This window comes from Pseudomonas sp. R25(2017) (assembly GCF_002112565.1).
Lineage (GTDB): Bacteria > Pseudomonadota > Gammaproteobacteria > Pseudomonadales > Pseudomonadaceae > Aquipseudomonas > Aquipseudomonas ekonensis.
This window is the reverse complement of sequence record NZ_NEHZ01000003.1, coordinates 290,360-303,681: the sequence shown is the minus strand read 5'-3', so window position 1 is coordinate 303,681 and position 13,322 is coordinate 290,360. Positions and strand designations below refer to the sequence as shown.

Genomic DNA, 13,322 nt, shown 5'->3' with positions numbered 1-13,322 from the left:
GCGCAGCCGGCGACGGACTGCGCCTTTTTTTTCGCCCGGAGATTGCCGACAAGATATAAAAGTCCATAATGGACAAATTAGTTTAATAACAATCCCCGGAGCCCGACATGACCTGCACGCCCCATGTGATCGACCAAACCCAGGCCCGCGCGCTGCTGGCCCGGCTCGACGTGCCGCAGATCATGCGCAAGCTGTTCCGCGACCTCGCCGCCGGGCAGGCGGTGCAGCCGGCCCAGCAACTGGTGGAGTTTCCCCAGGGCGCGGGGGATTTCATCAACTACCTGGGCGTATTGGCCGAGGACGGCGTGTACGGGGTCAAGACCTCGCCGTACATCGTCCGCGAACAAGGCCCGCTGGTAACGGCCTGGACGCTGCTGATGTCGATGCAGACCGGCCAGCCCCTGCTGCTGTGCGACGCCGGTGAGCTGACCACCGCCCGCACCGCCGCCACCACCGCCGTGGCGGTCGACGCCCTGGCCCCGGCGGACGCCCGGCGCCTGGCGATCATCGGCAGCGGCAAGGTGGCCCAGGCGCATCTGGAATACGTCAAGGCGCTGCGCGACTGGCAGCACATCAGCCTGTACGCGCCGAGCCTCGCCGAAGAGCCAGACACCGTCGCCCGCTTCAAGGCCCTGGAACCGCGCCTGACCGTGGCCGACAGCCGCGAAGCCGCCGTCGCCGGGGCCGACGTGATCCTGCTCTGCACCTCGTCTGCAGGACCTGTGATCGATCCGGCCAGCCTGAGCAAGCCGGCGCTGATCACCTCGATCAGCACCAACGCGCCCCGCGCCCACGAGGTGCCGCCGCACAGCCTCAACGACATGCAGGTGTTCTGCGACTATCGCCAGACCACACCGGGTTCGGCGGGCGAAATGCTGATCGCCGCCGAACGGCACGGCTGGGACCGCACCCGGATCGTCGGCGACCTGGCCGACCTGCTCAGCGGCCAGGCGCAGCGTCCCGACTATGGGCGCCACGTGTTCTTCCGCTCCATCGGCCTGGGGCTGGAGGACATCGCCGTGGCCAATGCGATTTATCGCCTGCATCCCTGACACCGCAATCCCTGTGCTTCGATGCGGCGGTTGCGCCACCATCGCCAGCAGGCTGGCTCCCACAGGGCTCTCGGCATCCTTCAATAATTGCGTCAATACTGGAGACTTTCATGAGCCAGGCAGACTTCATCATCATCGGCGGCGGCATCGCCGGCGCGTCCACCGGTTTCTGGCTGTCGCCCCACGCCAAGGTGGTCGTGCTGGAGCGTGAGTCGCATCCGGCCTATCACTCCACCGGCCGCTCCGCCGCCCTGTTCACCGCCGCCTATGGCACTCCGCAGGTGCGGGCGCTGACCCTGGCCAGCCGTGACTTCTTCGACACCCCGCCAAGCGGCTTCTGCGAGCATCCGCTGCTGACCCCGCGCGGCGAAATGACCGTGGACTTCACCGGCGACCCCGCCGAACTGAACAACCAATACCTCAGCGCCAAGGCCACGGTGCCGCAGATGCAACTGCTCAGCGCCGACGAGGCCTGCACGCGGCTGCCGATCCTGCGCCGGGAGAAAGTCCACGGCGCGCTCTACGACCCCACCGCCAGCGACATCGACACCGACGCCCTGCACCAGGGCTACCTGCGCGGCATCCGCCGCAACAACGGCCAGGTGCACACAGACTGCGAGGTGCTGGGCCTCACCCGTGGCGCCGACGGCCTGTGGCAGGTGCAGACCCAAGGCGAAACCTTCAGCGCCCCCGTGGTGATCAACGCCGCCGGGGCCTGGGCCGACAAGATCGGCGCTCTGGCCGGCGCCGCGCCGCTGGGCCTGCAGCCCAAACGCCGGGCCGCGTTCATCTTCGCCGGCCCCGAAGGCGTGGACATCCACCACTGGCCGATGCTGGTCAGCCTCGACGAGTCGTTCTACATGAAGCCCGACGCCGGCATGTTCCTCGGCTCGCCGGCCAACGCCGACCCCGTCGAACCCCACGACGTGCAGCCCGAAGAGCTGGACATCGCCATGGGCATCTACCAGATCGAGGAAGCCACCACCCTGACCATCCGCCGCCCGACCCGCACCTGGGCCGGCCTGCGCAGCTTCGTGGCCGACGGCGACCTGCTGGCCGGTTTCGACCCGCAGGTGCCGGGGTTGTTCTGGGTCGCGGCCCAGGGCGGCTACGGCATCCAGACCTCGCCGGCCATGGGCCAGGCCAGCGCGGCGCTGGTGCGCGGCCTGCCGTTGCCTGAGCAACTGGGCCGGTTCGGCCTGACCGCCGCCATGCTGTCCCCCGCCCGCCTCGCCTGACCGGCCGTGCGGATGACGCGCCCGACGGATTGCGGCACACTCGCAGCGCCCCCTGCCCACGGGGGCGTTGACGTTGCCTGGAGCTCCACTGACATGACCGCCCCCGAACCTTCACCTGTGCCGAACGACGCCGCGATGGACAACTACCGCGCCATCGCCGACGCCATCGCCACGCTGTTCTTCCCCCACGCCGAAGTGGTGCTGCACGACCTGCGCACGCAGAAGGTCGACTACATCGCCAACAACCTGTCGAAGCGGGACATCGGCGACGATTCGGCGCTGGAGGACATGCTCGGCGACGACGCCGGCGAGCGGAACATCGGCCCGTACGAGAAGCTCAACTGGGACGGCCAGAAGATCCGCAGCCTGAGCACGGTGCTGCGGGACGGCCAGGGCCAGCCGCTGGCGGTGCTGTGCATCAACCTGAACATTTCCCTGTTCGAGAACGCCAAGGCGGCGCTGGACCTGTTCCTGTCGCCGAGCAAGCTGATCCCGCAGCCGGACTCGCTGTTTCGCGACGACTGGCAGGAGCGGATCAACACTTTCCTGCACAGCTGGCTGCGCGAGCGGCAACTGAGCCTGAACGTGCTGACCCGCGACCACAAGCGCGAGCTGGTGCTGGCCCTGCACGCCGAAGGCGCGTTCAAGGGCAAGAGCGCCTCGAACTACGTGGCCAATGTGCTGAACATGGGGCGGGCGACGGTGTACAAGCACCTGAAGGAACTGAAGGGCTGAAGACCTGCGGCGGCTGTGCCGCCTCATCGCTTGCGGGCAAGCTCCCACGGGGTTTTGCGGTGAGCCCAGATTCTGCGAACACCGCAGATCCCCTGTGGGAGCCAGCCTGCTGGCGATGGTGGACGGTCAGTCGCCGTAGATGTCGGACTTGAAGTACTTCTCGGAAATCTTCTGGTACTCGCCGCTGGCGCGGATGCCGTCGATGGCGCTGTTCAGCTGACTGACCAGTTCGGCATTGCCCTTGCGCACCGCGATCCCCGCGCCCTCGCCCACGTATTTCGGATCCTTGAGCTCCGGCCCGACGAACGCATAGCCCTTGCCGCGCGGCATCGACAGGAAGTCGGTCAGCGGGATGGTGTCGGCGAAGATCGCGTCGAGGCGTCCGGCCGCCAGGTCCATGTAGATCTCTTCGTTGTTGCCGTAGCGCTTGACGGTGATGCCCTTGGGCTCGAACACCTCGGTGGCGTAGCGGTCGGTGGTGGTCGCGCGCTGCACGCCGACGGTCTTGCCCTTGAGGCTGGCGTACTGGTCATCGACGACCGCGCCTTCCTTCATCACCAGCCGCGAGGAGGTGAAGTAGTACTTGTGGGTGAAGTCCACCGACTTCTTGCGGTCTTCGTTGATGGTCATGGACGACAGCGCCATGTCGATCTTCTTCACTTTCAGCGAAGGGATCAGGCCGTCGAATTCGCCCTCGACCCACACGCACTTGACCTGCATCTGCGCGCACAGCGCATTGCCGATGTCGTAGTCGAAACCGACGATCTCGCCCTTGTCGGTCTTGGAGGCGAACGGCGGGTAGGCGGCCTCGATGCCGATGCGCAAGGTCTTCTCGGCGGCGAACGCGCTGGTGCACGCCAACAGGCTCAGCGCCAGACCGGTGATGAGGGGGAGTTTCTTCATGTTCGTTCTCTCGCGGTTGTTGTTGGTTTGGCAAGACAGGAGAAAGAGCTGAAACAGGGGGGAACGCCTTTTTTGTACTTATGAATCCATACTGGACTTTTATGTACAGAGCGTCAATCGGGCAGAAGGGGTCGCATCCGCCCGGCGGTCGGGTGGTGAATCAGAGGTAATGGGGGGTGCTGCACAGGGCGCCATCGCCAGCAGGCTGGCTCCCACAGAGGATTCCGGTTGTCCGCAGCATCCCTGCACACCACAAAACCTTGTGGGAGCTTGCCTGCAAGCGATGAGGCCAGCACTGCCGACATCTCTGTTGCCTGACCTACCGCCATCGCTGGCAAGCCAGCTCCCACAGGGGAACGCATTCCAGAGCCTGCTTGCGATGGCGGATGGAAGAGCGGCGCCGGAGCTATTTTTTCCAGCGCTCGACCGCCGCATGGTCGCTGGCGCGCCCCTCGACCCAGCGCGGGCCTTCGGCGGTGTTTTCTTTTTTCCAGAACGGGGCGCGGGTCTTGAGGTAGTCCATGACGAAGGCGCAGGCGTCGAACGCCGCCTGACGATGGGCGCTGGCGGCGCCGACGAACACGATCGGCTCGCCCGGCTCCAGCGCGCCGATGCGGTGCAGCACCTCAAGCTTCAGCAGCGGCCAGCGCTGCGCGGCCTCGTCGGCGATCTTGGCCAGGGCCTTTTCGGTCATGCCCGGATAGTGCTCCAGGAACATCCCGGCCACGTCGAGCCCGTCGTTGAAGTCACGCACGTAGCCGACGAAGCTCACCACCGCACCGACGCCGACGTTGGCCGCATGCATCGCGTTGACTTCGGCGCCCGGGTCGAACGGTTCGCACTGCACACGGATGCCCATGGCTCAGCCTCCGGTCACGGTAGGGAAGAACGCCACTTCGTCGCCCTCGGCCACCGGCTCGTCGAGCTGGCAGAGGTCTTCGTTGCGCGCGCACATCAGGTTCTGTTCGCCCAGCACCTCGAAGCCGTCGCGCCGGGCCAGCAGTGCCCGCACGTCATCGACGGTGCCGAAGTCGCCCTCGACCCTGATCGAGTCCTCGCCGACCGCTTCGCGGTAGCGGGCAAAAAACTTCACGGTCAGGTTCATGGCTGCTCCGCCCGGTAGTGGCCGCTCTTGCCGCCGAGCTTTTCCAGCAGGCGCACGCTTTCGATGGTCATGCCGCGGTCCACGGCCTTGCACATGTCGTAGATCGTCAGCGCGGCGACGCTGGCGGCGGTCAGCGCCTCCATCTCGACGCCGGTCTGGCCCGACAGCTTGCAGCGGGCTTCGATGCGCACGGTATCGTCGCCTTCGGCGCTGAGTTCGACCTTCACGCCGGTCAGCATCAGCGGATGGCACAGCGGGATCAGATCGCTGGTCTTCTTCGCCGCCTGGATGCCGGCGATGCGCGCCACGGCGAACACGTCGCCCTTGGGGTGGCCGCCGCTGACGATCATCCGCAGCGTGTCGGGCAGCATGCGCACCAGCGCTTGGGCCGTCGCCTCGCGGAACGTCACGGCCTTGTCGGTGACGTCGACCATGTTGGCGCGGCCTTGGGAATCGAGATGGGTCAGCACGGGAATACTCCTGATCAGGAGCGTCGATTGTAAACCTGAGGGTCAATTTTCCGCGAGCGCGATGACAGCCCTCGCACAAATCACTGTGGGAGCGGCGGTGCGATTTGCCTGCGCAGACGCCGGCTCAGTCAAACTCGATGTCGCCTGACCTGACGCCTTCGCGGGCAAGCCCGCTCCCACAGGGTTCTGCAGCGGTCGACGAGACGGCATTCCAGCGGGCAAACACTGTGGGAGCCAGCCTGCTGGCGATGGCCTTCGCGAAGACCCCGCCGAGCCATGAAGAAGCGGACGGCCCGGAGGCCGCCCGCTGCGGGGGAAGGTTACAGATGCGATTCGGCGTATTCGGCCAGAATCGAGCGAGGCACCCCTTGCAGGGTGATGTGCACACCGTTGGGGAAGTCCTTGAAGCGTTCGGTCAGGTAGGTCAGCCCGGAGCTGGTCGCGGACAGGTAAGGGGTGTCGATCTGCGCCAGGTTGCCCAGGCACACCACTTTGGAGCCGGCGCCGGCCCGGGTGATGATGGTCTTCATCTGGTGCGGCGTGAGGTTCTGGCATTCGTCGATCAGGATCAGGCTCTGCTGGAAGCTGCGCCCCCGGATGTAGTTGAGCGACTTGAACTGCAGCGGCACCTTGCTGAGGATGTAGTCGACGCTGCCGTGGGTGCTTTCGTCATCCATGTGCAAGGCTTCGAGGTTGTCGGTGATGGCGCCCAGCCAAGGCTCCATCTTTTCCGCTTCGGTGCCCGGCAGAAAACCGATCTCCTGGTCCAGCCCCTGCACGCTGCGGGTGGCGATGATGCGCCGGTAGCGCTTGCTGACCATGGTCTGCTCGATGGCGGCCGCCAGCGCCAGGATGGTCTTGCCGGAACCGGCGGCGCCGGACAGGTTGACCAGGTGGATGTCCGGATCGAGCAACGCGTACAGCGCCAGGCTCTGGTAGATGTCCCGTGGCTTGAGGCCCCAGGCTTCCTGATGCAGCAGCGGTTCCTGGTGCAGGTCGAGGATCAGCAGCTTGTCCTCGTCGATCTCCTTGATCCAGCCGACGAACCCCTGCTCGTCGATGATGAACTCGTTGACGTGCACCGCCGGCAGGTTGTCGATCAGTTGCACCTGATGCCAGGTGCGGCCGTGGTCCTGGCGGGTCTCGACCTTGCTCACGCGGTCCCAGAAGGAGCCGGTCATGTTGTGGTAGCCGTTGGGCAGCAGCGACACGTCGTCGACCAGCTGGTCGGTGCTGTAGTCTTCGGCCGCGATCCCGCAGGCCCGCGCCTTGAGGCGCATGTTGATGTCCTTGGTGACCAGCACGACCGGTTTCTTCGGGTCGCGGGTGTGCAGGTCGATCAACTGGTTGATGATTTTGTTGTCGTTCAGGTGCTCCGGCAGAATCAGGTTCGGCTCGGCATGTTTGCTCATCAGAATCGACAGCAAGCCCTTGGGTCCGCTCTTGCCGCGCTGGATCGGCACTCCCTGTTCAACGTCCTCCGGTGAAGCGTCCCCCAGGGTCTTGTCGATCAGCCGGATGGCCTGACGGCATTCGGCGGCCACGCTGTGATGCCCGCTCTTGAGCTTGTCCAGCTCTTCAAGCACGGTCATCGGGATCGCGACGTGGTGTTCTTCGAAATTCAGGAGGGCGTTTGGATCGTGAATCAATACGTTGGTATCGAGTACATAAAGGATTGGCTGGTTGGAAGAAGGGCTACGTCCGTGATCATCCATACTCGGTCACCTTTGTGGGAGCCATTCGACGCAATACCTGGGCGGTGCTGCGCCTCGAAGTGACTGCCGAGCCCGTCCGCGCGCCCCTTGATCGGAAGGCCGGACGAACTGCACACAAATGGGTCTTGGGAGACGCCACCTGTGTCGCAGGTTTCGGCGGTCTGAGTTCGTAATACTCCAAAACCTGTGACAGAAAAAAGCACTTTGACGATTTTTTGAAGTTTATTTTGCAAAGTGACGAAAAGCCCTTGGCGGACCGCCCTGCCCCCGTTAGAGTCGGAAGTCCGCCTGCTGCAAAATCCTTCGAATTTCTTCCCCGCGCCCAATGTTTACGGGGCTTTCGTGCCTTGTCAGCGAAACGCGTCCTGACAGTCTTCCCAGCCGATGCCACTTTGCGCGGTCTGAGTGATGAGCCACGGCAACGCCGTCTTCACCGCATCCTGCTTCATGTTGAAATTGATCACCCCGTGACGCCACAGCAGCATCAGGGTCAGCACCCGCTGCGCGCTCTGGCTGCCCTTGAGCTTGCCGGCGCCGTCCTGGGCGTCGATGTCCCACAGCGCCACTTGCAGGCCCTGGGCGTTGAAGAACGCCTGCGCATCGCTGCGCCGCTGACCGTCCGGCGGGCGGAACAGCGGCACGTAGTTTTCCGGCAGCTTGCCTTTGACCAGGTCGGCGCTGCGGCGCACCGAGTCCTGCCAGTCCTGCCAGTGGCTGTGGGAGCGGAACTCCCAGCCCTGCACGCCGACGCACTGCTGCGAGAACGTCGCTTGCAGGCTGGCGACCGAACGCTCCGCCAGCCGCGCCTGGACATCCTTGCCCAGCACGAAGAACGTGCCGCTCAGGTTCGACTTGCGCAGGTATTCGGCCAGCCAGTCGGTGTTGTCCGGCTGCAGGTTGGCGGCGCTGTCGAAGCTCAGCAGGAACAGCCGGTCGTTCATCTCGTCGCCGTTGCGTTCGTAGTCGCCGAAACGGTCGATCTCGCTGCCGGTCTGCGGAAACAGCGCAGCTTTGCGCAGCAGCTCGTCCAGGTACTGGGCATGGAAAGCGCGGCTCGGCTCGGCCCACTTGATGTAGTAGCTCTCCTCGCCGAGCTGGAACTTGCCGGCCTGCTCGCGCAGGGTCGGCACGTCTTCGACCAGGAAGCAGAACGAGGCGTCCTGGTCGCAGCTCTGCTGGGCATGGTCGTAGCCGTTGAACAACCGTTGCCAGAGCCGCTCGCGCAGGCGGTTGACGGCGTCCATGTTGACCGTGCGCAGCCCCAGGCGCTGGGCCAGCGCGGCCTCGTCCAGCGCTTCGCTGGCCAAAAGGCCCCGGGCGAAGGTCAGGATCTCCGCCCGCGAGGCCACGTCGAACAGGGTCGGATTCTTCAGTTGCTCCGGCCAGGTGCTGCGGTCCAGCGTCGCCGGATCGCCGGGCGCCGCCAGGGCCCCGAGGCTCAACAGCCACGCCCAAAGGAATAGAACGATACGCAAAGGGATGTCTCCATAACAAAACCCGCGCGGCACTATAGCCGATAAGGCGGTAGCGGCGGTTCCCCGTGGGATGGCGGGCAACCATCGATCAACTATCGGACTCATAGCTGGAGTCAACCCGGCCAACCCCCTAGAATCGCCGCCACGATCAAAGGAGACGACTGCATGCTGATGGTGATTTCCCCCGCCAAGACCCTCGACTACGAAACGCCGCCGGCGACCTCGCGCTTCACCCAGCCGCAATACCTCGACCATTCCCAGGCGCTGATCCAGCAACTGCGCGAACTCAGTCCGGCGCAGATCAGCGAGCTGATGCACGTCTCCGACAAGATCGGCGGCCTCAACGCCGCGCGCTTCGGCAGCTGGACGCCGGCCTTCACCCCGGACAACGCCAAGCAGGCGCTGCTGGCGTTCAAGGGTGACGTCTACACCGGGCTCGACGCCCAGACCTTCAGCGAAGCCGATTTCGACTATGCGCAACGGCATCTGCGCATGCTGTCCGGCCTCTACGGCCTGCTGCGCCCGCTGGACCTGATGCAGCCGTACCGGCTGGAGATGGGCACCAAGCTGGCCAACGCCCGGGGCAAGGACCTTTACGCCTTCTGGGGCACGCGCATCAGCGAGTGGCTCAACGAAGCGCTGGCCGACCAGGGCGACGACGTGCTGCTCAACCTGGCGTCCAACGAGTACTTCTCGGCGGTCAAGCGCTCTGCCCTGAACGCGCGGATCATCAACACCGAGTTCAAGGATCTGAAGAACGGCCAGTACAAGATCATCAGCTTCTACGCCAAGAAGGCCCGAGGCCTGATGAGCCGCTTCGTGATCCAGGAACGCATCAACGATCCCGGTGCCCTGAAGCAGTTCGATGTCCAGGGTTACCGCTACAGCGCCGAACAGTCGAAACCGGACAATCTGGTGTTCCTGCGCGACCACGCCCCCGAATGAAGCATGCGCGGTGCACGACTCTTTATTGAAGACGTCGTGCACCGCGCACGACGTCAAAAATCCCCCGCCTTTTTTCGCCATTTCATTGGCGCCATAAAAACATTGCCCCTCTCCCTAACGTTTGTTTCACTCGACAGGTGTCATTTTTTTCAGTAGTGGCACGCACTTTTTTTCAAAGTAATGGCACAAAACCATCCCCCGCGATTATCCGCCTATATATAAAGGGCGAAATGGAAAGTGCTATCAATATGAAAGCAGTGCCATCTTTTTCAATATTTCAAGAAATTTCAGATTTCGGGATGAACGGGCCGGAACTTCGTCCTGATGCGTAGCTCATACCACCGGTAACGATTCTCGCCGATTCTGTACGAGATAACTTACGCAGATGAACGATCGCTGTAACCAAGTTGCCACAGTAACTTTCACAGCGACTTCACTTGTTTAGGCAAAGATCAAAGACGGGAAATACGCACCCTGAACATTCCCTGCAAGGCCGAGGCTGCGCCCCTGCCACCGCGCTCACCAGAGCGCTGAACCGCCCGGATTGCGGGCAGTTGGCCTGACATCGTGCAGGCATGTCGACTGAGCGGCCCTCCTTCGGACGAAGGTCATGCCGCCTGTCGGGGCAAGTCACAACAATAAGGCCTAGTTGCGCACAACTTGAGTGCACTTATTTAGCCACTCGAAACTTACATTGCCGGAACACGGCATTGTCGTGCCTGCAAGACGCACTTTCGAGTGCACCATGACCGCTGGAACCATTAACTCCGGCCATCTAATGGCTTGATAAAACACAGAGGTAATTGCGATGCGCATCAGCATTTTTGGTTTGGGTTACGTCGGCGCCGTATGTGCCGGTTGCCTGTCTGCACGGGGCCACGACGTAGTGGGCGTCGATGTCGCCAAAGACAAGATCGACATGATCAACGCCGGCAAATCCCCCATCGTCGAACCGGGCCTGGGCGAACTGCTGGCGCAGGGCATCCAGACCGGCCGCCTGCGCGGCACCACCGACTTCGCCGAGGCGATCCGCGCCACCGACCTGTCGATGATCTGCGTCGGCACGCCGAGCAAGAAGAACGGCGACCTGGAACTGAACTACATCGAGGCGGTGTGCCGCGAAATCGGTTTCGTGCTGCGCGAGAAGTCCACCCGCCACACCATCGTGGTGCGCAGCACCGTGCTGCCGGGCACCGTCGCCAACGTGGTGATCCCGATCCTCGAAGACTGCTCCGGCAAGAAGGCCGGCGTCGATTTCGGCGTGGCGGTCAACCCCGAGTTCCTGCGCGAGAGCACCGCGATCAAGGACTACGACTTCCCGCCGATGACCGTCATCGGCGAGTTCGACGCCGCGTCGGGCGACGTCCTGCAATCGCTGTACGAAGAGCTCGACGCGCCGATCATCCGCAAGGACATCGCCGTCGCCGAGATGATCAAGTACACCTGCAACGTCTGGCACGCCACCAAGGTGACCTTCGCCAACGAGATCGGCAACATCGCCAAGGCCGTCGGCGTCGACGGCCGTGAGGTGATGGACGTGGTCTGCCAGGACAAGACCCTCAACCTGTCCCAGTACTACATGCGTCCGGGCTTCGCCTTCGGCGGCTCGTGCCTGCCCAAGGACGTGCGCGCCCTGACCTACCGCGCCGGCTCCCTGGACGTGGAGGCGCCGCTGCTCAACTCGCTGATGCGCAGCAACGAATCCCAGGTGCAGAACGCCTTCGACATCGTCGAAAGCCACGACAAGCGCAAGGTCGCCCTGCTCGGCCTGAGCTTCAAGGCCGGCACCGACGACCTGCGCGAAAGCCCGCTGGTGGAGCTGGCCGAGATGCTGATCGGCAAGGGCTACGACCTGAGCATCTACGACAGCAACGTCGAGTACGCCCGCGTCCACGGCGCGAACAAGGACTACATCGAGTCGAAGATCCCCCATGTGTCGTCCCTGCTCAACGCGGACTTCGACTCGGTGATCGACAACTCCGACGTGATCATCCTGGGCAACCGCGACGAGAAATTCCGTTCCCTGGCCCAACAGGTGCCGGACGGCAAGCAGGTCATCGACCTGGTGGGCTTCATGTCCCGGGCCACCCGCGCCGGCAGCCGCACCGAAGGCATCTGCTGGTAAGGCAGCCCCAAGCTCCGGGCCGCCTGCGGCCCGGAGCCTCCTTCACCTTCGGATGAATGACGGTCATGTCCAAGCTCAATCATTTTTTTCTGCAAGCGGCCGGTTGGCTTTTGTTTCTGGGCCTGCTGATGGGCCTGGCCCTGATGCTGCCCGTGTCCACGTTCGACGCCGAGTCGAAGGACTTCATTTTCCTGATCGGCGCCGTGGGCATCTGGCGCTATTCGATGGGCGCCACCCACTTCGTGCGCGGCATGATTTTCCTGTACATCGTCTACCCGCACCTGCGGCGCAAGGTGCGCAAGCTGGGCGAGGCGGCCGATCCGTCCCACGTGTTCCTGATGGTCACCAGCTTCCGCATCGACGCGCTGACCACCGCCCAGGTCTACGGCTCGGTGATCCGCGAGGCCATCGACTGCGGCCTGCCGACCACCGTGGTCTGCTCCATCGTCGAGATGTCCGATGAACTGCTGGTCAAGAGCCTGTGGGCGCGGATGAACCCGCCGGAGCGGGTCAAGCTCGACTTCGTGCGTATCCCCGGCACCGGCAAGCGCGACGGCCTGGCCTACGGTTTCCGTGCGATCTCCCGCCACCTGCCGGACGACCGCGCCGTGGTGGCCGTGATCGACGGCGACACCGTGCTGGGCGAAGGCGTGGTGCGCAAGACCGTGCCGTGGTTCCAGCTGTTCGGCAACGTCGGCGGCCTGACCACCAACGAATTCTGCGAAGTGCGCGGCGGCTACATCATGAGCGAATGGCACAAGCTGCGCTTCGCCCAACGCCACATCAACATGTGCTCGATGGCCCTGTCCAAGCGCGTGCTGACCATGACCGGGCGCATGTCGGTGTTCCGCGCCAGCGTGGTCACCAACCCGGAGTTCATCGCCGACGTCGAGAGCGACTCGCTGCAGCACTGGCGCCTGGGCCGCTTCAAGTTCCTCACCGGCGACGACAAGTCGAGCTGGTTCAGCCTGATGCGCCTGGGCTACGACACCTTCTACGTGCCGGACGCGGCGATCAACACCGTCGAGCATCCGCCGGAGAAGAGCTTCATCAAGGCCAGCCGCAAACTGATGTTCCGCTGGTACGGCAACAACCTGCGGCAGAACTCCCGCGCCCTCGGACTGGGCATCCGCCGCCTGGGGCTCTTCACCTCGGTGGTGCTGTTCGACCAGCGCGTGTCGATGTGGACGTCCCTGCTGGGCCTGACCGTGGCGGTCATCGCCAGCGTCAAGTACGGCACCGCGTTCATCCTCGTGTACCTGCTGTGGATCGGCATCACCCGCCTGATCCTGACCCTGCTGCTGTCGTGCTCCGGCCACCGGATCGGCCCGGCCTACCCCGCGATCCTCTATTACAACCAGATCGTCGGCGCGCTGGTGAAGATCTACGTGTTCTTCCGCCTCGACCAACAGTCCTGGACCCGCCAACCCACCTCGCTGTCCCGTGACCTCGCCAGCTTTCAACGTTGGTTCAACACCTGGTCGTCTCGGACCATGACCTTCTCCGCCGGCAGCATTTTCGTCGCCGTGCTGCTGATGATGGTCTGACCCGCCTCTCTT

12 protein-coding genes are annotated in these 13,322 nt (G+C 63.9%); 6 read left to right on the top strand and 6 right to left on the bottom strand.

Annotation, left to right across the window (positions count from 1 at the left end):
* Positions 1-107: 107 nt before the first annotated feature.
* The 3 genes from CAG31_RS05855 to CAG31_RS05845 all read left to right on the top strand — a co-directional run bounded on the left by CAG31_RS05855 (position 108) and on the right by CAG31_RS05845 (position 3,025).
* The gene (locus tag CAG31_RS05855) at positions 108-1,052 is read left to right on the top strand and encodes an ornithine cyclodeaminase family protein (protein ID WP_085578804.1); all 945 of its coding nucleotides are present in this window, start codon (positions 108-110) and stop codon (positions 1,050-1,052) included.
* A 110-nt stretch (positions 1,053-1,162) separates the two neighbouring features.
* Positions 1,163-2,290, top strand: coding sequence for an FAD-binding oxidoreductase (locus CAG31_RS05850; RefSeq protein ID WP_085578802.1), 1,128 nt, complete (start codon positions 1,163-1,165; stop codon positions 2,288-2,290).
* A 93-nt stretch (positions 2,291-2,383) separates the two neighbouring features.
* A complete protein-coding gene (locus tag CAG31_RS05845) occupies positions 2,384-3,025 on the top strand; it encodes a transcriptional regulator (protein WP_085578800.1) in 642 nt (213 codons plus the stop codon).
* Positions 3,026-3,151: 126 nt separating this feature from the next.
* Here the strand turns inward: CAG31_RS05845 and CAG31_RS05840 are convergent, their stop codons facing one another.
* The 6 genes from CAG31_RS05840 to CAG31_RS05815 form a co-directional block, all read right to left on the bottom strand.
* The gene (locus tag CAG31_RS05840; protein ID WP_085578798.1) at positions 3,152-3,928 is read right to left on the bottom strand and encodes an ABC transporter substrate-binding protein; all 777 of its coding nucleotides are present in this window, start codon (positions 3,926-3,928) and stop codon (positions 3,152-3,154) included.
* Between the two features lie 406 nt (positions 3,929-4,334).
* Positions 4,335-4,787 (bottom strand): molybdopterin synthase catalytic subunit MoaE, encoded by a 453-nt coding sequence (gene moaE, locus CAG31_RS05835; protein WP_085578796.1) that lies wholly within the window; start codon positions 4,785-4,787, stop codon positions 4,335-4,337.
* Between the two features lie 3 nt (positions 4,788-4,790).
* Positions 4,791-5,033: a MoaD/ThiS family protein gene (locus tag CAG31_RS05830; protein WP_085578794.1), complete on the bottom strand. Its 243-nt coding sequence runs from the start codon at positions 5,031-5,033 to the stop codon at positions 4,791-4,793.
* On the bottom strand, positions 5,030-5,503 hold the full coding sequence (gene moaC / locus CAG31_RS05825) for a cyclic pyranopterin monophosphate synthase MoaC (protein ID WP_085578792.1): 474 nt from the start codon (positions 5,501-5,503) through the stop codon (positions 5,030-5,032). Before moaC ends, CAG31_RS05830 begins: the two co-directional genes overlap by 4 nt.
* Positions 5,504-5,823: 320 nt before the next feature.
* Positions 5,824-7,218, bottom strand: coding sequence for a PhoH family protein (locus CAG31_RS05820; protein WP_085578790.1), 1,395 nt, complete (start codon positions 7,216-7,218; stop codon positions 5,824-5,826).
* Between the two features lie 350 nt (positions 7,219-7,568).
* Complete coding sequence (locus tag CAG31_RS05815) at positions 7,569-8,693, bottom strand: polysaccharide deacetylase family protein (RefSeq protein ID WP_085578788.1); 1,125 nt, start codon at positions 8,691-8,693, stop codon at positions 7,569-7,571.
* A gap of 165 nt (positions 8,694-8,858) precedes the next feature.
* On the opposite strand from CAG31_RS05815, the gene yaaA reads away from it, so the two are divergent.
* From yaaA to alg8, 3 genes are all read left to right on the top strand, one after another.
* A complete protein-coding gene (yaaA, locus tag CAG31_RS05810; protein ID WP_085578786.1) occupies positions 8,859-9,638 on the top strand; it encodes a peroxide stress protein YaaA in 780 nt (259 codons plus the stop codon).
* A gap of 808 nt (positions 9,639-10,446) precedes the next feature.
* On the top strand, positions 10,447-11,763 hold the full coding sequence (locus CAG31_RS05805; protein ID WP_085578784.1) for a nucleotide sugar dehydrogenase: 1,317 nt from the start codon (positions 10,447-10,449) through the stop codon (positions 11,761-11,763).
* Positions 11,764-11,828: 65 nt separating this feature from the next.
* Positions 11,829-13,310 carry a mannuronan synthase gene (gene alg8, locus CAG31_RS05800; RefSeq protein WP_170929985.1) on the top strand — a complete coding sequence of 494 codons (1,482 nt, stop codon included), beginning with the start codon at positions 11,829-11,831 and terminating at the stop codon, positions 13,308-13,310.
* Positions 13,311-13,322: the final 12 nt, after the last annotated feature.

Bases quoted from the DNA above. Each gene is read 5' to 3' on its own strand.
- CAG31_RS05840 (WP_085578798.1), bottom strand. From the start codon at position 3,928: ATGAAGAAACTCCCCCTCATCACCGGTCTGGCGCTGAGCCTGTTGGCG.
- CAG31_RS05830 (WP_085578794.1), bottom strand. From the start codon at position 5,033: ATGAACCTGACCGTGAAGTTTTTTGCCCGCTACCGCGAAGCGGTCGGC.
- CAG31_RS05855 (WP_085578804.1), top strand. From the start codon at position 108: ATGACCTGCACGCCCCATGTGATCGACCAAACCCAGGCCCGCGCGCTG.
- alg8 (WP_170929985.1), top strand. From the start codon at position 11,829: ATGTCCAAGCTCAATCATTTTTTTCTGCAAGCGGCCGGTTGGCTTTTG.
- moaE (WP_085578796.1), bottom strand. From the start codon at position 4,787: ATGGGCATCCGTGTGCAGTGCGAACCGTTCGACCCGGGCGCCGAAGTC.
- CAG31_RS05845 (WP_085578800.1), top strand. From the start codon at position 2,384: ATGACCGCCCCCGAACCTTCACCTGTGCCGAACGACGCCGCGATGGAC.
- CAG31_RS05850 (WP_085578802.1), top strand. From the start codon at position 1,163: ATGAGCCAGGCAGACTTCATCATCATCGGCGGCGGCATCGCCGGCGCG.
- CAG31_RS05805 (WP_085578784.1), top strand. From the start codon at position 10,447: ATGCGCATCAGCATTTTTGGTTTGGGTTACGTCGGCGCCGTATGTGCC.
- CAG31_RS05820 (WP_085578790.1), bottom strand. From the start codon at position 7,218: ATGGATGATCACGGACGTAGCCCTTCTTCCAACCAGCCAATCCTTTAT.
- yaaA (WP_085578786.1), top strand. From the start codon at position 8,859: ATGCTGATGGTGATTTCCCCCGCCAAGACCCTCGACTACGAAACGCCG.